19 protein-coding genes and 1 other RNA gene are annotated in these 20,027 nt (G+C 63.2%); 12 read left to right on the top strand and 8 right to left on the bottom strand.

Annotation, left to right across the window (positions count from 1 at the left end; all coding sequences use genetic code 11):
• Positions 1 to 40: 40 nt before the first annotated feature.
• Together X743_RS158700 and X743_RS158705 are read right to left on the bottom strand one after the other, a co-directional pair.
• Positions 41 to 1,219 carry a lytic murein transglycosylase gene (locus tag X743_RS158700; protein WP_023765149.1) on the bottom strand — a complete coding sequence of 393 codons (1,179 nt, stop codon included), beginning with the start codon at positions 1,217 to 1,219 and terminating at the stop codon, positions 41 to 43.
• A gap of 412 nt (positions 1,220 to 1,631) precedes the next feature.
• Entirely contained in the window at positions 1,632 to 2,432 is an 801-nt protein-coding gene (locus X743_RS158705) for a GH25 family lysozyme (protein ID WP_023765148.1), read from the bottom strand.
• Between the two features lie 258 nt (positions 2,433 to 2,690).
• Here X743_RS158705 and X743_RS158710 point away from each other — a divergent pair, with 258 nt between their 5' ends.
• Entirely contained in the window at positions 2,691 to 4,070 is a 1,380-nt protein-coding gene (locus tag X743_RS158710; RefSeq protein WP_023765147.1) for a serine hydrolase, read from the top strand.
• A gap of 34 nt (positions 4,071 to 4,104) precedes the next feature.
• On the opposite strand, the gene X743_RS158715 is transcribed toward X743_RS158710, so the two are convergent.
• The 5 genes from X743_RS158715 to X743_RS158735 all read right to left on the bottom strand — a co-directional run bounded on the left by X743_RS158715 (position 4,105) and on the right by X743_RS158735 (position 10,706).
• Positions 4,105 to 4,413 carry a HigA family addiction module antitoxin gene (locus X743_RS158715; RefSeq protein ID WP_013894649.1) on the bottom strand — a complete coding sequence of 103 codons (309 nt, stop codon included), beginning with the start codon at positions 4,411 to 4,413 and terminating at the stop codon, positions 4,105 to 4,107.
• 8 nt (positions 4,414 to 4,421) lie between these two features.
• On the bottom strand, positions 4,422 to 4,718 hold the full coding sequence (locus X743_RS158720) for a type II toxin-antitoxin system RelE/ParE family toxin (RefSeq protein WP_023765146.1): 297 nt from the start codon (positions 4,716 to 4,718) through the stop codon (positions 4,422 to 4,424).
• A gap of 119 nt (positions 4,719 to 4,837) precedes the next feature.
• Positions 4,838 to 5,503 carry a class I SAM-dependent methyltransferase gene (locus X743_RS158725; RefSeq protein ID WP_023765145.1) on the bottom strand — a complete coding sequence of 222 codons (666 nt, stop codon included), beginning with the start codon at positions 5,501 to 5,503 and terminating at the stop codon, positions 4,838 to 4,840.
• Complete coding sequence (locus X743_RS158730; protein ID WP_031250049.1) at positions 5,500 to 6,798, bottom strand: DUF3419 family protein; 1,299 nt, start codon at positions 6,796 to 6,798, stop codon at positions 5,500 to 5,502. The genes X743_RS158725 and X743_RS158730 overlap by 4 nt, the downstream gene beginning before the upstream one ends.
• 158 nt (positions 6,799 to 6,956) lie before the next feature.
• Positions 6,957 to 10,706 carry a hydantoinase B/oxoprolinase family protein gene (locus X743_RS158735; RefSeq protein ID WP_023765143.1) on the bottom strand — a complete coding sequence of 1,250 codons (3,750 nt, stop codon included), beginning with the start codon at positions 10,704 to 10,706 and terminating at the stop codon, positions 6,957 to 6,959.
• A 181-nt stretch (positions 10,707 to 10,887) separates the two neighbouring features.
• Between X743_RS158735 and X743_RS158740 the strand changes: the two genes are divergently transcribed.
• The 7 genes from X743_RS158740 (at position 10,888) to X743_RS158765 (ending at position 14,882) form a co-directional block, all read left to right on the top strand.
• On the top strand, positions 10,888 to 11,097 hold the full coding sequence (locus tag X743_RS158740; RefSeq protein WP_023765142.1) for a hypothetical protein: 210 nt from the start codon (positions 10,888 to 10,890) through the stop codon (positions 11,095 to 11,097).
• Between the two features lie 160 nt (positions 11,098 to 11,257).
• Positions 11,258 to 11,977: a DnaJ family molecular chaperone gene (locus X743_RS158745; RefSeq protein ID WP_023765141.1), complete on the top strand. Its 720-nt coding sequence runs from the start codon at positions 11,258 to 11,260 to the stop codon at positions 11,975 to 11,977.
• Positions 11,974 to 12,729: an N-acetylmuramoyl-L-alanine amidase gene (locus X743_RS158750; RefSeq protein ID WP_023765140.1), complete on the top strand. Its 756-nt coding sequence runs from the start codon at positions 11,974 to 11,976 to the stop codon at positions 12,727 to 12,729. The genes X743_RS158745 and X743_RS158750 overlap by 4 nt, the downstream gene beginning before the upstream one ends.
• A 211-nt stretch (positions 12,730 to 12,940) precedes the next feature.
• The gene (locus X743_RS158755) at positions 12,941 to 13,660 is read left to right on the top strand and encodes a transglycosylase SLT domain-containing protein (RefSeq protein ID WP_023765139.1); all 720 of its coding nucleotides are present in this window, start codon (positions 12,941 to 12,943) and stop codon (positions 13,658 to 13,660) included.
• 80 nt (positions 13,661 to 13,740) lie between these two features.
• Positions 13,741 to 14,140: RNase P RNA component class A (gene rnpB, locus X743_RS1000000169810), an RNA gene on the top strand.
• Positions 14,141 to 14,307: 167 nt separating this feature from the next.
• Positions 14,308 to 14,583: a type II toxin-antitoxin system ParD family antitoxin gene (locus X743_RS158760; RefSeq protein WP_013894659.1), complete on the top strand. Its 276-nt coding sequence runs from the start codon at positions 14,308 to 14,310 to the stop codon at positions 14,581 to 14,583.
• Positions 14,580 to 14,882, top strand: a complete 303-nt coding sequence (locus X743_RS158765; RefSeq protein ID WP_023765138.1) for a type II toxin-antitoxin system RelE/ParE family toxin — start codon at positions 14,580 to 14,582, stop codon at positions 14,880 to 14,882. The genes X743_RS158760 and X743_RS158765 overlap by 4 nt, the downstream gene beginning before the upstream one ends.
• A 9-nt stretch (positions 14,883 to 14,891) precedes the next feature.
• On the opposite strand, the gene X743_RS158770 is transcribed toward X743_RS158765, so the two are convergent.
• Complete coding sequence (locus X743_RS158770) at positions 14,892 to 16,007, bottom strand: cystathionine gamma-lyase (RefSeq protein ID WP_023765137.1); 1,116 nt, start codon at positions 16,005 to 16,007, stop codon at positions 14,892 to 14,894.
• Between the two features lie 409 nt (positions 16,008 to 16,416).
• Here X743_RS158770 and mraZ point away from each other — a divergent pair, with 409 nt between their 5' ends.
• Genes mraZ through X743_RS158790 form a run of 4 tightly spaced genes read left to right on the top strand, consistent with a single transcriptional unit; the run spans position 16,417 to position 19,994 of the window.
• Positions 16,417 to 16,875 carry a division/cell wall cluster transcriptional repressor MraZ gene (mraZ, locus tag X743_RS158775; RefSeq protein WP_023765136.1) on the top strand — a complete coding sequence of 153 codons (459 nt, stop codon included), beginning with the start codon at positions 16,417 to 16,419 and terminating at the stop codon, positions 16,873 to 16,875.
• Positions 16,872 to 17,888: a 16S rRNA (cytosine(1402)-N(4))-methyltransferase RsmH gene (gene rsmH, locus X743_RS158780; protein ID WP_023765135.1), complete on the top strand. Its 1,017-nt coding sequence runs from the start codon at positions 16,872 to 16,874 to the stop codon at positions 17,886 to 17,888. Before mraZ ends, rsmH begins: the two co-directional genes overlap by 4 nt.
• A 4-nt stretch (positions 17,889 to 17,892) precedes the next feature.
• Complete coding sequence (locus tag X743_RS158785) at positions 17,893 to 18,288, top strand: hypothetical protein (RefSeq protein ID WP_023765134.1); 396 nt, start codon at positions 17,893 to 17,895, stop codon at positions 18,286 to 18,288.
• A complete protein-coding gene (locus tag X743_RS158790) occupies positions 18,285 to 19,994 on the top strand; it encodes a penicillin-binding protein 2 (protein ID WP_023765133.1) in 1,710 nt (569 codons plus the stop codon). Before X743_RS158785 ends, X743_RS158790 begins: the two co-directional genes overlap by 4 nt.
• Positions 19,995 to 20,027: the final 33 nt, after the last annotated feature.

Genomic DNA, 20,027 nt, shown 5'->3' with positions numbered 1-20,027 from the left:
ATAGGGCATTATCTTCCTCGCTACTCGCTACTCGCTCCCTTCACAGTTTCGCCAAAAGCTCCGGTGTCGGCCAACCGTCCACGGGCAACCCCAGCCGCATCTGCTCCTTGCGAATGGCTTCGCGGGTGTTGGTGCCAAGGATGCCGTCGACCGTGCCGACATCGTAGCCCCTAGCTTCGAGCTTGGTTTGCAGTGCCTTCATCTGGTCGTTGTCGAGGCCCGGTTCGGGGTTGCGTGGGTCAAGCGGCGGCGCGCCGGCGAGACGGGCGGCGAGGTTGGCCGCGGTCAGCGCATAGGTGAAGGACTGGTTCCATTCGAGATAGACGTCGAAATTGTCGTAGGTGAGGAAGGCCGGGCCCTTGCGGCCCATGGGCAAGGCGAGGCCAGCCTTCAGGCCCTTGTCGACAAGCGGCGAGCCGTCGGGATTGGTGATGCCCCACTGCGCCCACTGTGTCAGCGGCAATTTGTTGGTGCGCCCGGTCTGGTCCCACGGCATCTCGTCGGGCACGCGCACTTCCTGGATCCAGGGTTCGTCACGCTTCCAGCCGCGCGACAGTACCTTGTTGGCCGTAGTCATGATCACGTCGGGCGCGCTGCCGCGCAGGTCGATCTTGCCGTCGCCATCGCCGTCGACGCCGCGCGTCAGATAGTCCGAAGGCAGGATTTGGGTCTGGCCGATCTCGCCGGCCCAGGCGCCGGTGACATCGGCCGGCAATACGCCGCGATCGATCAGTTCCAGCAGTGGTACGAGCTGCTGCCGGAACAGTTGCGGGCGGCGGCAATCATGCGACAGCGTGACCAGCGCGCTCAGCGTGTGGAAATCGCCCTGCACGGCGCCGAAGTCGGTCTCCAACGCCCAGAAGGCGGTGATGACCGGCGCTTGGACGCCGAACTGCTGGTCGGCGCGGGCGAAGACATCGGCGTATTTCTTCATATTCGCCGCACCTTGCTTCAGCCGGTAGGCCGAGATCATGCGGTTTGAGAATTGGACGAAGGTCTGGGTGAAGACGCCCTGGGCGCGGTCGCGCGCCAGCGCCCTCTCGTCGAAGTTGGCATCTTCAAGCGCATCGAGGCCGACAGGACCGACGCCTGCCGCCTTGGCCTCGGCCGCGACGCCCTGTTTCCAGGTTTCGAAGTCGCCGCCGCATTCCTGCGCCACCGCCGGCAAGGCCGTGGCGCACAGGAACAGCGCCGCGAGGGCTTGAGAACGCAGTCGCATCGGCTTCCTTTCGAAACGAAGAAGGGTAATGTGGTGGTTTGCCGGTAAGCCCAACGCCCTGAATTACCGGCGGTTGCACTCATTACCGCTGGCTGTGTCGAAAAGCAGGCGGCAGGCCCGGTGTCAACGGTTCTTCTGCCGTAGCCACATATCCGGGCGGATTCGCTGCCGCTGAACCTGGCTCAACGGGAGCTCTGCAGGAGTGATCAATCCAAGCGGTGCTGACGTTGAACCCGGTTCAACGGCAACTCTGCTGGAGTGATTTGATCCAAGGCGTTGCCGCCGTTGAACCCGGTTCAACGGAAACTTTACTGGAGTGATTTGATCTAAGGCGGTGCTGCCGTTGAACCCGGTTCAACGGAACTCTGCAGGAGTGATTTGATCTAAGGCGGTGCTGCCGTTGAACCTGATATCAACGGGTGTTCTGCCGCAGCCACTTGTTCCAGGCGGCCTCGCTGCCGTTGAACACGTTGATATCGGACTTGCCGGTCATGCCGGGAACGATGCCCGTGCCGGTGTACTGCCAGAAGGTGAAGGGATGGCTGCCGTACTTCTCGCGCGGATGGCCGGCGACGGAGCGCAGCCAGTAGGGATAACCGCGGAAGGTCGACAGTTCGTTGTCGTCGAAGAAATCGACCGAGGTGTAGATGATCGGCTTCTTGCCGTAGTGCCGCTCGACGATTTCGAGGAAGGTGGCCATCTCCGCGCGCACCGTGGCCGCGTCGGGGCGCAGCCTGCAGGTCGGCGATTTCGGGTTCCATTCCATGTCGAGGACCGGCGGCATCGAGGAGCGGTCGACGGGGACATTCTGGATGAACCAGCGCGCCTGGACGGCCGCCGGCGTGCAGAAATAGAAGAAGTGATAGGCCGCGCGCGGAACGCCCGCGGCTTTGGTGCGCGCCCAATGCTCGTTGAAATATTCGTCGAAGCGGTCTCCGCCCTCGGTGGCTTTGATGAAGGCGAAGGAAATGCCGCTCGCCCTGGCCGCCGGCCAATCGACCGAGGTCTGGTACTTGGAGACGTCGGTGCCATGGACGGCATAGTTCCATGGCGCCCCGCTGTCCCATTCATGCGGCTTGGAATCGCCGAAGCGCGGCGCGCGCACGGCAACCGTCCCACTGCTGGACGAAGACGGCGACAGCGGCGAGAGATCGTCCACGGTCGAGCAGGCGCCAAGCAGCGTAAGCATGAAAAGAGCCGCAAGACGGCGCATCACAACTTCCAAGCCGGATTCAGCCGGTCGCTGATGGGTTGTTGTTGCGGGGTGACCTCAGTGCCTTGGTCGGCACGTGTCAGCCCTCAGGAGATCGCCCCACAGCATCTCCTGATTCTCCAGTGATCGCCGATCATGGTTGATAACAGGTTGATGGCGCTCGACAAGAACCTCGATTTTGCCGAAGCAATGGCGGCAAATCGATGACATAAATCGAGCCGGAAGTGACCGGGCAGCTGAAGAGCAGGGACCGAAAAGATGCGGATCGTCCTCAAGATCGTCAAATGGCTGCTTGGCCTGATCGTGCTGGCGGTCGCCGCTTTGTTTGCCTGGCTTTATATCGCGCCGCCGGAATTGATCCGCGTCGGCTCGGGCTATTCGGCCAAGATCGTCTGCTCCAATGTCTTCATAGCCGGGCGCGACCCCAACGAGGTGCTTGCCGTCGACGTGCAGGCGCCGGGCCATCCACTGCTGCGGCTGATGCGGGTTTCGGTCGACAAGAACCGCGGTACCGTTTCCGCTGGTTTGCTCGGCTTCCTCGGCAAGAGCGTCGCCGTCGCCCGCGACGGGCTGGGCTGCGCCTCGGTCCCCGACGGCGACGTCGGCAAGGCGCGGCGCACGGCAGTCCATGTCGAGCCTGTCGCGACCAGCCGGGATACGCTGTGGCCGGAGGGCGAGCGGGTCGACGCTTCACAGGATCCAGTGATTGCAAAGCTGCTCGACGATGCGGCGCTGACCGGCGCCGGCATGCGGGCGATCGTGGTGGTCAAGAACGGTCGCGTCGTCGCCGAACGCTATGGCGAGGGGTTTTCCGCCAAGACGCCGCTGCTCGGCTGGTCGATGACCAAGACGGTGAATGCCGCCATCATCGGCACGCTGGTCAAGGACGGCAAGATGACCATCGACAACAAGGGCCTGTTCGCGCCGTGGAAGACAGATGGCCGCGCCGCGATCAGCCTTGCCGACATGATGGCGATGTCGAGCGGGCTGGAATTCAACGAGGATTACGGCGACGTCGCCGATGTCACGCGCATGCTCTATCTCGAACCCGACATGGCGGGCTTTGCCGAATCCAAGCCGCTGACTGGCGAGGTCGGCAAGGTGTTTTCCTATTCAAGCGGCACGGCGGTGATGCTGTCGCGGCTCTGGCAGGACGCGATCGGCGACAAGGCCAAAGCGCTGACATTGCCGCGCAGCGCGCTGTTCGAGCCGCTCGGCATGCACAGTGCGGTGCTCGAAACCGATGAGCAGGGCACATTCGTCGGCTCGTCCTATCTCTACGCCACCGCGCATGACTGGGCGCGCTTCGGCCAGTTCCTGCTGCAGGGCGGTGTCTGGAACGGCAACCAGATCCTGCCGGCCGGCTTCGTCGACTGGATGCGCGAACCGGCACCGGCTTCCAAGGTCTACGGCAAGGGCCAGTTGTGGATCGAAGCACCCGGCGACGAGGAGAAGCCTGGCGCTGGTGTCGCAGCGGGCCTGCCCAAGGACACTTACTGGATGCAAGGTCATGACGGGCAGACCGTCACCATCATCCCGTCCGAGCAGTTGGTGGTGGTACGGCTCGGCCTGACGCCGGCCAAGCTCGGCTACCGCCCGCGGACGATGGTGGGAGCGCTGGTGAAGGCATTGCATTAGAACGCGGCGGCCGCCGGTCGCCTCAAAGTCCTGTCTATGCAGCCGTCGCCAAAGGCTTGGCGCGATCGACACGCGCGCGCTCGTCGGGCGAATTCATAACCGCCCAAAGATCGCTGCGGCGTTGGACGTTCAACCAGAAGTCCGGACTGTTGCCAAACACCCGCGCCAAAATGAGTGCAGTCGCCGCCGTCACGCTGCGGCGGTCGTTGCACAATTCGTTCACGTGCTTGCGTTGAACGCCCATCGCGTCGGCCAAGGCTGCCTGTGTCAGGCCGAGCGGCTGCATGAATTCTTCCGAGAGAATTTCACCAACCGTTGCCGGCTTGCGTGCAGTCATCAACATGTCTCACCTCACTTATAACCGTGGTCGTCCAGATGGATGTCCGACGCCTCACCGCGGCCGCCATCCCAGCGGAAGACCAGCCGCCATTGCTTGTTGACGCGGATGGAATGGAAGCCTTCGAGATTGCCGCGCAACTTCTCGAAATGATTGCTTGGCGGCACGCGCAAATCCTGATCGACCATCGCGTCGTCAATCATCTGGAGCTTGCGGAACAAGCGGCTTTCGAGGTCGGACGGAATATTGCGGGAGTGGGTATCTTCTACGAAGAAAGCCCGCAGCCATCCGTCCCTAAAGCCGACGATCATCACATGCTTTCAGCAGCATGGAGATAATGTACCACTCCTTGGGTCACCAGGCAATCTATCTTGCTGAGCGCGGTAGCTATCGTCTCACTGAGGGGATTGATGCCGATGGCTGCTATTTTTCAAATGGCGATCTTGATCACAGCCAGCCACGCGTAGCCGCGATAAAGGGTGCGAAAATGGAAGCTTGCATCGGTTCGCCGGGATTCCGATTCCAGAACTTCGCGCAGAGACTCACGTGGCGAGACGTGGAATTTTCTGAGCCAGCCGCGCAGCAACGTTCGGAACCAGCCGGGCAGCCCCTCCTGCTGGCCGAAGTCGACGATATGCAGCGAACCGTTGGGGGCAAGTGCTGCCAGTGCCGCCGACACTGTCTTCTCCCAGCCGGGGATCATCGACAGCGAATAGGACACGAAGACGCGGTCGAAGCGTTCGGTGCCGAAGAGCGCGCCGGCATCGAAATCGGTCGCGTCGCCTCTTGCCAGCGTGACGCGGCTGGACAGGCCTTCGCGGTCGATCGCCTTGCTGGCCGTGTCCAGCATCTCGGCCGAAATGTCGAGGCCGAAGAAGCGGGCATCGGGATAGCGACGGGCGGCCAGGATGATGTTGCGCCCGGTGCCGCAGCCGAGTTCCAGCACGCTGCCGCCTGCTGGAACGTCCAGTCCTGATATCAGCCGGTCGCGGCCGAGAAGATAATATTTGCGGGTCAGGTCGTAGATGTGGCGCTGCCAGCGGTAGACGCCGTCCATCAGTTCGGCATGGTTGGCCGGCAGCTCCGTCGTGCTCATGCCGGGCGCTTCACATAGAGGTGGAAGCCGCCATAGATGGCGGAGCGGTCGCGGGCCGAGAAGTCGCGCGAGGCCTCATTCTGGTAGTCCCACTGGTCGAGCAACGAAGTGGAGACGCGGCCCGGCAACAGGCTGGGCTCGGCGGCGGTGCGGAAGATGACGCGGGCGCCGGTGGAGGCGGTGCGGGTGATTTCCGACCACAGTGCATTGAGCTGGTCGTCGGTCATCCAGTCCTGGGCGTCGAGCAGGATGAAGCGGTCGACGGTGCCGGCATCCTTGCCGGCCAGGAACTCGATCAGATTGGCATGGTGGATGGCGACGCGATCGATGTTGCCGCGGATGGTGTCGTAGTTATGCTTTTCCAGATAGGCGGGCAGGGCGGCTTCGCCGGGCTCGGGATAGCGGCGGGCGAAAGCCTGCCAGGCGAAATAATTGTTTTCCAAGGGAAAATCGCAGGCGAGTTTTTCCAGCCGGGCCTTCAGCACGCTGGCCATGGTGCCGTCGCCGGAGGTGATCAGGGAATCGTACTGCGCCGGCGGAATGCCGAGGCCGAAAAGGGAGGCCTTGCGCGAGGTCGCCCATTTCAGAAGCTTCCTGTCGAAGACCGGCGCCAGTTCCTCGTTGAAGAAGCGGCGCTGTTCGCCGATGTTGCGGGCCTGCATGATGCCCGCTGGGTCGACGCCGAAGAATTTCGCCGTGCGATGGCCCATGGCGATGAACAGGCCGAGCAGGCCGGTCTGGTAGAAGTTGCGGTCGAAAACGCCGATGCGCCTGATGCCGCGCCAGTTGCGGCGCTCCCAATAGTGACGGCTGACCGGATCGAGATGCGGCGCGATGAAGCGGTCGTAGGCTTGCGAATTGTGGCTGGTGTCGGCAGCACCGAAGAAACGAAACAGATCGCCCTGCGAGGGCAGACGGCGCACCGCCTCCAGTTTCATGCGGTTCAGCGCGATGTGCGCGGCGTTGAGGTCGACGGCGTCGATCCTTGCGGGCGAGCGGGTGAGGTAGGCCAGGATGTTGCAGCCGCCCGAGGCGATGGTGACGACGCGGTGGCCCTGGCCAAGCTGCATGGCCTCCATGTCGACATCGGGGTCTTCCCAGATCTGCGGATAGACGAGGCCGGAAAACAGGAAGGCGAACAGCCGCTCGGAAATGCCGGCTTTCGAAAGCGCGCGGTTCTGGTAGACGGCCCTTCCAACTTCCTTGCCGCGGCGAAAAACCAGATCCGAGGAGACGTCCGTCATGGCAAAGTGATTCCCCATTTGCTTTGCCGCAAGCGGGTAGCGCAGGGTCATGACAGGCCGGTGACAGTAGGAAGCACCGATAATTCTGCTGCGGCGGTCATGTAGCGCGGCTTTCTGCGCTTCCGGTGCTCACGGACTTAATGTCCGCTCCGCTCCGGTTCTCGAAAGTCACGTCACCCGACTCGCCGCAGCGACTTCTCGAAGCTTCCTCAGGCGCGGCCAAACCCGCCCGGCGTCGGTGTCGTCAGGATAACAGCCTCACCGGCATCCAGCACGGTCTGGTCGCAGGCCTTCAACGTGTCGACGCCACCGTCCGTGCGGCGAACCTGGGTCGAGCCGACCTCACCATCACCACCACCGTCCAGCCCCTGCGGCGGGCGGTTGCGGTGCGAGGACAGGATCGCGCATTCCATCTTCTCGAGAAAGCGGATGGTGCGTTTGGTGCCGTCGCCGGCATTCCATTTGCCCGTGCCGCCGGACCCTTCGCGGATGTGGAAATCCTCCAGCACCACGGGAAAGCGGAGTTCCAGCACTTCCGGGTCGGTGAGGCGGGAATTGGTCATGTGGGTGTGGACGCCGGACGTGCCGGCAAAGCCGCGGCCGGAGTTCATCTGGCCTGCCGGCGAGCCGGAGCAGATCGTCTCGTAATACTGGTACTGCTTGTTGCCGAAGGTCAAATTGTTCATCGTGCCCTGCGCATTGGCCATCGCGCCCATGGCGCCGAACAGTGCGTTGGTGACATGCTGCGAGGTTTCGACATTGCCGGCGACGACGGCGGCGGGGTAGGCGGGCTTCAGCATGCAGCCATCGGGAATGATGATGTTGATTGGCCTGAGGCACCCGGCATTCATCGGGATCATGTCCTCGACCATGACACGGAAGGCATAAAGCACCGCCGCACGGGCGACAGGCTCGGGTGCGTTGAAGTTGTTCTTCATGACCGGCGACGTGCCGGTGAAGTCGACGGTCGCCTCGCGTTTTTGCCGGTCGACCGATATCTTCACCTTGATGACCTGGCCGGTGTCGGTCGGGTATTCGTATCGCGACGTGTCGGGCAATCGCTCCAGCACGCGGCGCACGCTTTCGGCGGCGTTGTCCTGGACGTGACCCATATAGGCCTCGACGACATCGAGGCCAAAATGCGCGACCATCTTGCGCAGTTCGGCGACGCCTTTCTCGTTGGCGGCGATCTGCGCCTTGAGGTCGGCGATGTTCTGGTGCGGGTTGCGGGCCGGATAGCGGTGGTCGGCGAGCAGCGTCTGCAATTCCGTCTCGCGGAATTTCCCGCGGTCGACGATGCGGAAATTGTCGAACAGGACACCTTCCTCGTCGACCGTGGTGGCGAGCGGCGTCATCGATCCGGGCGCTGTGCCGCCGATATCGGCGTGGTGACCGCGCGAGGCAACGTAGAAGAGGATTTCCTCCCCCCTTGAGGGGGAGGTGCCGCCGAAGGCGGTGGAGGGGGTCGCCGAGGCAGTGCTCGACGTTCTTGCGGTGCCTTCTGAGAGGACCCCACCCGGCCGCTGCGCGGCCACCCTCCCCTCAAGGGGGAGGGAAAACACCGGCGTCACAACGGTGATGTCGGGCAAATGGGTGCCGCCATTATAGGGCGCGTTGAGGGCAAAGACGTCGCCGGGATGGATGTCGCCGGAGTTCAGCCGGATGATGGTCTCGACCGAACGGTCCATCGAGCCGAGGTGGACCGGCATGTGCGGCGCGTTGGCGACCAGCGCACCGGTGTGATCGAAGACAGCGCAGGAAAAATCCAGCCTTTCCTTGATGTTGACGGAGTAGGCGGTGTTTTGCAGCGTGACCCCCATCTGCTCGGCGATCGACATGAAGAGGTTGTTGAAGACCTCCAGCATCACCGGGTCGGCTTCGGTGCCGAGCGCTGCCTGACGCCGCTTTCTTTCGATGCGGCGCAGCAGCACATGGTTCCTGGCGGTAATCTCGGCCTGCCAGCCCGGCTCGATGACGATGGTCTGGTTCGGCTCGATGACCAGGGCGGGACCGGCAATCCTGTTGCCCGGCTTCAGCGCCTCACGGCGGAAAATGCCGGATGGACGCCATTCTCCCTCTGTAAAGATTTCGCGGCTCTGCGAAGGGCTTAAGGTGAGATCCTCGGTTTCTGAATCACTTTCGTCGCGGCCGCCGCCGCCGGTGTCGGTGCCCTCGACGCCGACCGTCTCGACGATCATCGGCTTGTCGTCATAGACGAAACCGAATTGCGCCTTGTGGGCGATCTCGAAATCGCGCTTCGCCTGGAAAATCGAGTCACTTTCGAAATTCACCGGCAGTGTCGCGTCGGTGCCGTCGTAGCGAATGTGCAGCACCGGCCTTGCGGCGACCGCGTCCTCGGCGATGCCTTGCGCAGCGAGTTCGGCAATGACGATGTTTTTCAAATTGTCAATGAGGCTACCGATCTCCGTTCGGGACTCCTCCGCAAGCGGCTTTAGCAGCGCCTGCTGGCGCGAGGCAAAGACGGAGGCCAGGCCGATGCCATAGGCCGAAAGCAGGCCGGAGAAAGGGTGGATCAGCACCGCCTCCATGCCGAGCGCGTCGGCAACCAGGCATGCGTGCTGGCCGCCGGCGCCGCCAAAGCAGTTGAGCAGATATTCGGTGACGTCGTAGCCGCGCTGCACGGAAATCTTCTTGATGGCGTTGGCCATGTTCTCGACGGCGATGGTGATGAAGCCTTCCGCGACCGCCTCGGGCGAGCGGCCGTCACCGATCTCGGCGGCAAGTGCGCTGAATTTCGCGCGCACGGCCTCGACGTCGAGCGGCTGATCCTGGCCGGGGCCGAAGATCGCCGGGAAGAAATCAGGCTGCAGCTTGCCCAGCATGACGTTGGCGTCGGTGACGGCGAGCGGTCCGCCACGCCGGTAGGCGGCGGGGCCGGGATTGGCGCCGGCGGAGTCCGGGCCGGCACGAAAGCGGCCGGCCTCGTAGTGCAAGATCGAACCGCCGCCAGCGGCGACGGTGTGGATGCGCATCATCGGGGCGCGGACCCGCACGCCGGCGACTTCGGTATCGAAGGCGCGTTCATACTCGCCATCATAGTGGGCGACATCGGTTGATGTACCGCCCATGTCGAAGCCGATGACCTTGTCGAAACCGGCGGATTTCGCTGTCTCGACCATGCCGACGACGCCGCCGGCCGGACCCGACAGCAGCGCGTCCTTGCCCTGGAACATATTGGCGGCGGTGAGGCCGCCAGAAGACATCATGAACATCAGGCGGGGGGATTGGTCAGTCTCTTCCGCCGCACCCAGTTCTCCCGCCACCTTCTGCACATACCTCGACAGGATGGGCGACAGATAGGCGTCGACCACGGTTGTGTCGCCGCGGCCCACCAGCTTGATCAGCGGCGAAACCTCGTGGCTGACCGAGACCTGGCCGAAACCAAGCTTGCGGCAGACTTTTGCCACGGCCTTCTCGTGATCGGGGTATTTCCAGGCATGCATGAAGACGATGGCTACGGCATCGATGCCGTCGGCCTTGGCCTGTTCGATTGCCGGCCGACAAGCGGCGATGTCGAGCAGCCGTTCGACGGAGCCATCGGCCAGCACACGCTCGTTGACCTCGATGACGCGCTCATAAAGCTGTTCGGGAAGGATGATCTCCTTGGCGAAGATGTCCGGGCGCGCCTGATAGGCGATCCTGAGCGCATCGCGAAACCCCTTGGTGATGAGCAGGAGCACGCGGTCGCCCTTGCGCTCCAGAAGCGCATTGGTAGCCACCGTGGTGCCCATCTTGATGTCGCCGAGCCGGCCGGGCGGAAGCGCGACCCCAGGTTCAAGCCCGAGCAGGTCACGGATGCCCTGGATGGCGGCATCGCCATAGGCTTCCGGGTTCTCCGAAAGGAGCTTGCGCGGATGCAGCCCCCCTTGCGGGTCTCGGCCGACGACATCGGTGAAGGTGCCGCCGCGGTCGATCCAGAAGTCCCATTTCGCGGCCATGGCGGCTGTCTCCGGCATTTTTCGTTTCCAGCTTTCGTTGTTAATGCGCTAAGGCATCAGCGGCAACGCATCCCGTTGATGTTACACGCGGAAACGCAACGTTACGAAACTCATGGCGATGTGATGCATTTCCCCTTCGACCGTTCACTGCAACGTGAACGTGTGTTGAAGGAGAGATGTCATGAAAAAGCTCATTCTTGCGTCCGTGTCCGCGCTTGCCCTGCTGGGCCTCGCCGCCTGCAGCGACAGCGGCACAGGCACTGACAACACCACCACGCAGAGCACCAATCCGCCGGCCTCCGAGCCGATGAAACCCGCGGCCCCCGCCGATAATTCGACCAAGCCTGCCGAGCCGGCTCCGGCAACGCCTGCTCCTGCGCCCGCGCAGTAGCTTGTAAGCAGTAAGTGTCTTGGGAGAAAAGGCCGGCGTCATGCCGGCCTTTTCTTGTGGAGGCGGCCATCGGAACCGACGAGGCGCTCTCCTCACCGACCCCGGACAGTGGCCGTTATTGGCTTGATAGCGGGGTCCGGTTGGCTCTATGAAGCTGGCCATGTCGATTTGGGACCGCCTTGGCGAATTCATAACACGGGTTTCGTCTTCGACGACGTCGGGCGTCGCCGACGTCGTCGAGGCCGTGCGCACGGTGTTCTCCGGCGACGCGGACCTGCGCCGCCGCGTCGCCTTCTCGGTGGCCATGATCGCGCTTTCGGCCAAGATGGCCAAGGCCGACGGCATCGTCACCCAGGACGAGGTGCGCGCTTTCCAGGAAATCTTCGAAGTGCCCCCGAAGGAGACGCGCAATGTGGCGCGGCTGTTCGATCTGGCGCAGCGCGACGTGGCCGGTTTCGAGACCTATGCCGAACGGATTGCGCAGATGTGCGGCTCGGGGCATTCTAACTGCGTGATGCTGGAAGACATACTCGACGGCCTGTTCCACATCGCCAAGGCCGACGGCTTGGTGCATGAGCATGAAGGCGTCTTCCTGCACCGGATAGCGGAGATTTTCCGCATCGACGAGGCGCATTACGAGGCCATCCTGGCGCGGCACGTCAATCTTGGCGCTGGCGACCCCTATGTCGTGCTCGGCATCGAGCGCGGCAAGCCGTTCGAGGAGGTCAGGAAGCGGTACCGCAAGCTGGTTTCCGACAATCATCCCGACCGGCTGATCGCGCGCGGCCTGCCGCAGGAATTCATCAAGATCGCGACGACCAGGGTCGCGGCGATCAACGCCGCCTATGAGATGATCGAGCGAGGCCTGCGGCACGTATGAGCGGCTTCCTGCCCGACGAGCCGCGCGCCGAGGTCAGGGTGTCGCCGAATTTCGGGCCAAGGCGCGACACGCTGAAACCCGACATGATCGTGCTGCACTATACCGGCATGGCAACGGGTGCCGGGGCGGAGGCGTGGCTGTGCGACCCGGCCAGCGAAGTCTCGTCGCATTATCTCGTGCATGAGAAGGGCCACATCGTGCAGATGGTCAGGGAAAGCGACCGCGCCTGGCACGCCGGCAAGAGTTCCTGGTTCGGACACAGCGACATCAACTCCTGTTCGATCGGCATCGAGATCGTCAATCCGGGACATTCGCTGGGCTATCGCGGATTTCCCCAGCGCCAGATCGACGCGGTGATCGGCCTGTGCAAAGGCATTGCCGCGCGGCATGCGATCCCCGCCACGCGGGTGCTGGCCCATTCGGACGTGGCGCCTGGGCGCAAAGTCGATCCAGGCGAGAAGTTTCCGTGGCGCGCGCTGTTCGACGCCGGCGTCGGCCATCTCGTGCCGGCCGTTCCCGTGAGGCGTGGAGCCGCGCTGAAGCCCGGCGACAGCGGCGCCGATGTCGAGGCACTGCAGTCGATGCTGGCGCTCTATGGCTATGGTGCCGAGATATCGGGCGTTTTCGATCATCAGACACGGATTGTCGTCGAGGCTTTCCAACGGCATTTCCGGCCCCGCCTGGTTGACGGGCTGGCCGACGGCTCGACGATGCGTACGCTGCAAAAACTGCTTGCCTCCATGAGCCGCTGACCCAGGGTCAAGGCCTGCCCAAGTAATCCTTTTCGCCTTTCAGGTTACAAACTGTCACTTAAAGTGACTTGCCCCGCCTTCATTGGCGCCAATTCGGACTTCAAAGGGCAATTCGTACAGTTTGTCGGACGTCTATCCCCCCGGATGTTCCGATATTAATCAAGGCGTGCCACGCGATGATCTTCGCGTGGTCCAAACAGAACAGGATCACATGCAGAAATTGACCGTTGTAACGGCAGCTCTTGCTGCCGGCGTAATGACTTTTGCCTTTGGTGCGGCCAATGCTGCGCCGTTAAGCCCCCGGGCCGATCAAGGGCTCGTAGTGGCAACCGCCAAGGGCAAGGCCATTTCGGCCAAAAGCAGCAGGAGTGTGAAGACGGCGAAGAAGCAGGCTTCCGCGAAAGTGGAAAAGGCAAGCTGGACCAAGGCGAAGAAATCCACCGCCAAAAAGCAGACCAAGCGCGGACGCAAGACCGTCGACATGATGACGACGGCATCGATCGGCCTCGGGAATGCAGCCGCGTCGACGGCAGCGGTGGCCAGCAGCGGCCAGTATTCCGCGATCGTCGCCCGCTATGCGGCGAGCTACGGCATCCCGGTGTCACTGGCTAATGCCGTCATCAAGATCGAGAGCAATTACCGGCCGAACATGGTCGGCGGCGCCGGCGAGATCGGCCTGATGCAGATCAAGCCGGCAACGGCGCGGATGATGGGCTACAACGGTTCGGCCAAGGGCCTCTTCGATCCCGATACCAACATCAAATACGGCATGAAGTATCTCGCCATGGCGCGGGATCTCGGCGGCGGCACGACCTGCGGCACGATCCTGAAATACAATGCCGGCCATGGCGCGACACGGATGAACCCTGTCTCTGCCGCCTATTGCAGCAAGGTCAAGGTGCAGTTGGCCGCCGTTGGTGCGCCTGCCTGAGAAGAGTTGGCGTAAGAAGAGCTGGCCGCAACCGGCTTTTTCGGTTGCGTTTTCTGGGCTGAACCCCTTTATACGCCTTGCCAGCTGGCCGGGCGGCCGCACTCGCAAACGCCGAAAGGCCGCGGGTGAGGAAAGTCCGGGCTCCATGGAGACACGGTGCCGGTTAATGGCCGGCGGGGGCGACCCCAGGGAAAGTGCCACAGAAAGCAAACCGCCACGGTTTCACCGTGGTAAGGGTGAAAGGGTGGGGTAAGAGCCCACCGCGCGACTGGCAACAGGAGCGGCACGGTAAACCCCACCGGGAGCAAGACCGAATAGGGGCGGTGCGAGGGGAAACCCTCGAGGGCTGTTTCCGGCTCACCGTCCGGGTAGGTTGCGTGAGGCGCATGGCGACATGCGCCCAAGATGAATGGCCGCCACGTTCTCGTCCCGCAAGGGGCGAGAGCCATACAAAACCCGGCTTACAGGCCGGCTGGCAGTTTTCCTTCGAAAGAAAAACGCTTGAGATCAGCAGGTTGCGCCCTCCAGCGCGCCTGCCGATTCAAGTCGGTGCGGCTTTTGCCGGCTGGATCGACACCAAGCCATTGCTTGAAGCAGGTACGATTAAATCGTACCATAGGATCGACGAAAGGCATCGGGAGCCTATCATGGGACATGTCGATAAACGCAGCATCACGCTGTCGCCGGAACTGGCGCAAGCGGTGGACGATGTGGTTGCCGCCGGCGAATATGCTTCGGCGAGCGAAGTGATCCGCGATGCGCTGCGGCAATGGAAGGACCGCCGCGATCTGCTCGGCTATACGGTCGAGGAACTGCGCAAGCTGGTGCAGGAAGGGACCGATAGCGGGCCTGGTCGATTTGCATCGATGGATGAAATCAAAGCCGAGGCGCGGAGACGGTTGCGATCTGACGACGCAGCATGAATCTGTTGTCCATCGTCCGGAATGCACGCGTTGAAGACGATCTGATCGCGATCTGGCTGCATATTGCCCAGGACAGCGAGGCTGCAGCCGATCGGCTCCTCGATCGCATCGAAGCGCGATGGCAGCAACTGGCCATCTTTCCCCTCTCAGGTGCGCCACGCGACGATATTGCGCCCGGCATCCGTCATCTGGTGGTCGGCGATTATCTCACCCTGTATCGCGTCGGTGGCGAAGCGATCGAAATTCTTCGCGTGCTGCACGGCCATCGCGACATCGAAGCCGACGATCTCGGTTCGTGATCGATCCTGTCAGCCTCTGATCCCGTCCAGCGACATCTCGATTGCTTTCCAGAGTTCTTCCACCGGTTCACATCCGACCGAGAGGCGTACGAAGCCAGGCGCAACCGCATCGCCTCGCTTCAAGCGCCGCTCGGCCGAGGTGTGGACGCCGCCGAAGGATGTCGCTGCCTGCATCAGGTCGCAATTGTTGATGAAATCCTCGGCCTTCTGTTCCGAGGCAAGCTCGAACGAGATGAGAAAGCCGAAGCGCTCCATCTGGGCGCGGGCAAGGTTGTGCGACGGATCGCTCTCCAGTCCGGGAAAGCGCAGGCCGCTGATCCCCCGGTGGCCCTGCAGTCGCCGCGCGATCACTTCCGCGGAGGTGCACATGCGGTCGAAGCGCACATCGAGTGTCTCCAGGCCACGGTGCACCAGCCAGGCTTCGAATGGTCCGGGAATGCTGCCCGAAATTTCACGCCAGCCGGTCACGGCGGCTATGATGTCGGCGTTGCGGCTGGCGACGTGGCCGAACAGCACGTCGGAATGGCCGTTCGGCGCCTTGGTGTCGGCGGCGACGACGATATCGGCGCCATGGTCGAGCGGGCGCTGGCCGAACGGCGTCATCGTCGTGTTGTCGATCGCCAGCAGCGCACCTGCTTTGTGAACCGCCGCGGCAACGGCCGCTATGTCGCAGATATCCAGTCCCGGATTGGCCGGGGTTTCGACGAAAGCAAGCCGGTAGCCATCGAAGCCGCCATCGAGGTACGCCGAGGTCGGACGGACATCATAGCTGACGCCGAAAGGCTTCAGGAAGCGATCGGCCAGTGCCCTTGTCGTGTGATAGCCGTCCGACGGCAGCAGGATACGGTCGCCAGTCTTGAGCAGTCCGAAGAACACGGCCGAGATCGCGCCCATTCCGGAAGGGAAGGCCACACAGGGCGCGTCTTCCAGATGCGCCAGCATATGTTCGACCGCGTCCCAGGTCGGATTGCTGAAGCGGCCATACTGATCGTAGCCGGTGGCATCGCCAGGCGCATGGTAGATCGCGGCCATGGTCAGAGGCAGCGGGATCGGGTCGCCCATGGCGAGCCCGTTGTTGCGCAGATGGGGAAGTGCTGCAGCGCGTGTGTTCGCTGATTCAGGCATCGATTCTCAAACCCTCCTGGTGACCGGCCGGACGCGAGCGAACGCTATGCCCGGCAACGCGCCCCAGCAAGCCGCCTCCGGTTGGGCCAAGCGCTCTAAACGCTTCGTTAGGCTTAATGATCCATAAAGACGAGACGTGCCGTAACGGCTGCCCTCATCGGTCGCGATGCGCGTGTTTGTGAAGCCTATTCCCGTTGACGCCCATAGTGCCCCATGATATCCCATTCCGATACTCAAGCCTTCGTTCCGCGTCAGGGTAAAGCGTACGCCAATCGGGCAGCCGCGGCGGCTGCGCGTTTGCCGGTTTTTGCCCGCGTAAACGAGGTGGGTGCAAGGCAGGGAACGCGCTGCGGCGGCGCGTGCGACACCATGAAGAGGGGTGCGGCGGCGCAAGCGGCTGTAACGCGTGATGGACCGGTTTCTGTCGAACACGGTGAGCAGGATCGATGCGAAGGGACGGGTATCCGTTCCGGCGCATTTCCGTGCCGTCGTGCAGAAGCGCGGCTATTCGGAACTCTACGCGCTGCGTTGCCTGGATCTGCCGGCGATGGATGTCGGTGGGCTCGACCTGCTCGATCGGTACGAGCAGCGCATCGCGCTCGAGGATCCCTTCCTGCAGACGGCGGACGACATGTCCTTCTTCTGTCATGGCGATGGCGCGTTCCTGAAACTCGACCAGGATGGCCGCATCACCATGACCGATTTCATTCGCGAGCATACCGGCATCTCGGCGGAGGTGACCTTTGTCGGCCGCGGCAATTTCTTTCAGATCTGGGAGCCGGGACGGCTTGCTGCCTATGGCGCGCAGGCGCGCGCCCGGCTTTTGCAGCTTCGGCAGGGGACGAAGCCTGGGGAGCGACCGGAATGACGGCGGGCCACGGCGATGACATCAACGCCGTTGGCGGATCGGCCCGCCACATTCCGGTCCTCCTTGGCGAAGTGCTAAAGGCACTGGCGCCGGCGGAAGGCGACATCATCATTGACGGCACGTTCGGCGCCGGCGGCTACACCAAAGCCATCCTGGCGACGGGGGCTTCGGTGGTGGCCATCGACCGCGACCCGGATGCGATCGCCGCCGGTCGCGATCTCGAGGCACACTCGGGCGGCAGGCTGAAGTTGGTGCAGGCGCCGTTCTCGACGCTGGACGAGCATGCCGAAAGCGTTGATGGCGTCGTGCTCGACATTGGCGTGTCCTCGATGCAGCTCGACCAGGCCGAACGCGGGTTTTCCTTCCGCTCCGACGGGCCGCTCGACATGCGCATGGCGCAGGCGGGTCTCAGCGCCGCCGATGTCGTCAACAGCTTCAAGCCGGGCGACCTTGCCCGCATCTTCGGCTTTCTCGGCGAGGAGCGTCACGCCGGGCGTATCGCCCGCATGATCGAGGCGCGCCGCGAAAAGCGGCCGTTCGAACGCACGCTGGAACTCGCCGACGCCATCGAGACGCATATCGGCCGCGCGCCGAAGGACAAGATCCATCCGGCCACCCGCGTCTTCCAGGCGCTGCGCATCTTCGTCAACGACGAGCTCGGCGAGTTGGCCAAGGCCCTGTTCGCTGCCGAACGCGCGCTGAAGCCGGGCGGACGCCTCGTCGTGGTGACGTTCCATTCGCTGGAAGACCGTATCGTCAAGCGCTTCATAGCCGACCGCGCCGATGCCGTGACGGGGTCTCGCCACATGCCCGAGGCGCCGGCGCGCACCGCCACCTTCCGCAAGGCAGGCGGCGGCGTGACGCCTGGTGACGCCGAGATCGCGGCCAATCCACGCGCCCGCTCGGCGAGGCTGCGCGCCGCGATCCGCACCGAGGCGCCGGCGCGCCCCGGCGATTTTTCGATTTTCGGCCTTCCAAAGCTTCCCGGTATCGACCGGCAGGGGGAGAGGTAAACACGTGTTCCGTACCAGCGACATTGTCCTGATCGCCGTCATGGTTTCGGCGGCGGCCCTGACCTACAAGATCAAGCGCGAGGCCGAGGACCAACTGGCGGCGGTGCAGAAGATCCATACCCAGATACGCTACGAGGAGGAGACGATCGACCTGCTCAAAGCCGACTGGAGCCTGCTCACCCAGCCGTCGCGGCTGCAGAAGCTCGCCGAACTCTACAAGGCGCAGCTCGCCCTCGAGCCGGTCAGCGCGCGCCAGATCGTGGGCCTGGGCGACCTGCCGTCCAAGGCCCTGGACATCCAGGACATACTGAACGGCCGCCAGGGCGGCATGGCCGACAATTCCGACAAGGCGCCCCCGGGCGACAAGGATCCCGTCGTCACCGGAGGCATCGCCCAATGATCGGCAAACTGCTGAAGCGCCGGGCCAGGACGGTCGAGGACGGGTCCATCGTCGTCGAGGGCGCCCGCAAGGCGACCGGCGGCAAGGGCAAGGCGCGCATCGTGATGACGATGGCGGTGTTCTTCGGCATCTTCTCGGTCATTTCCGGGCGGCTGGTCTATCTCGGCTTCCAGACACCCGACCTGTCGGGCGGCCCGCAGAGCCGGGTCACCGCCTCGCGGCCCGACATCGTCGACCGCAATGGCGAAGTGCTGGCTACCGACATCAAGACAGCGTCATTGTTCGCAGAGCCGCGCCGCATCGTCGATGCCGACGAGGCGATCGAAAAACTGTCGACCGTTCTGCCCGAGATCGATTATGAGCAGACCTACCACAAGCTCAAGAGCGGCGCCGGCTTCGTCTGGCTGCAGCGCCAGCTGACGCCCAAGCAGCAGGCCGACATCATGCAGCTCGGCATTCCCGGCTTCGGCTTCCGCACCGAGAAGCGCCGTTTCTATCCAAGTGGCGAGACCTCCTCCTACATTGTCGGCCTGACCAACATCGACAACCAGGGCATCTCCGGCATGGAGAAGTACATCGACGAGCAGGGCCTGAGCGACCTGCAGGCGTCGGGCCTGGCGGTGGCCAAGGATCTCAAGCCGGTGAAGCTTTCGATCGATCTGCGCATCCAGCATGTGGTGCGTGACGAGATCGCCGCCGGCCTGGAGCGCTATCGCGCCATGGGCGCCGGAGCCGTCGTGCTCAACGTCAAGACTGGCGAAGTGGTGGCCATGGCTTCGGTGCCGGATTTCGATCCGAATAATCCCTACAATGCACAGGAAAAGGACCGGCTGAACCGGATGTCGGCGGGGCTCTATGAGATGGGCTCGACTTTCAAGAGCTTCACCTCGGCCATGGCGCTCGATTCCGGCAAGGCGACGATGGCGAGCCGCTTCGACGCTTCGCATCCAATCCGGGTCGGCCATCAGGCCATCCATGATTTCCACGGCAAGAACCGTGTGCTGTCGTTGCCGGAGGTGTTCCTCTATTCGTCCAATATCGGGTCGGCCCGAGAGGCCGAACTGGTCGGCATCGCCGGGCACCGGGAATTCCTGCATCGCCTTGGCATCCTGGACAAGATGCAGACCGAACTGCCCGAAGTCGCCCGCCCGACGGAACCGAAGGTCTGGAAACAGGTCAATTCGTTCACCATCGCCTTTGGCCATGGCGTGTCGACGACACCGCTGCAAGCGGCTGTCGGCTGCGCGGCGCTGATGAATGGCGGCTACTTGATGGAACCGACGTTCCTGGTCCGCAGCGAGCAGGAAGCGATGGCGACGGCCAAGAAAGTGGTCAGCGACAAAACCGTCGAAGGCATGCGCTACCTCTATACGCTCAACGCCGAGAAGGGCTCGGCCAGAAACGCCAGGGTCCCCGGCTACCGGGTCGGCGGCAAGACCGGAACGGCCGAGAAGGTGATCAACGGCCGCTATTCTAAGGATTTGAATTTCAACACCTTCGTCGCCGCCTTCCCGATGGACGATCCGCAATATCTCGTGTTTACGATTGCCGATGCCCCGCACCCCGAAAAGCCCGGGATGACCGACGTCGCGGCGGCGAATGCCGGGGTTATAGCCGGTAATATCATCAGGCGTTCAGCGGCCATGCTTGGCGTGAAGCCAGATTTCAGCCATGAAAATGGTGCAACGCTGGTGTCCTATCAGTGATTCTTGGGGCGCGCCGGTAACTGCGCGCTATTT

The organism is Mesorhizobium sp. LNHC232B00 (assembly GCF_000502435.1).
GTDB lineage: Bacteria > Pseudomonadota > Alphaproteobacteria > Rhizobiales > Rhizobiaceae > Mesorhizobium > Mesorhizobium opportunistum.
Note: the sequence above shows the minus strand (reverse complement) of the source record. Positions and strands in the feature narration are given on the sequence as shown.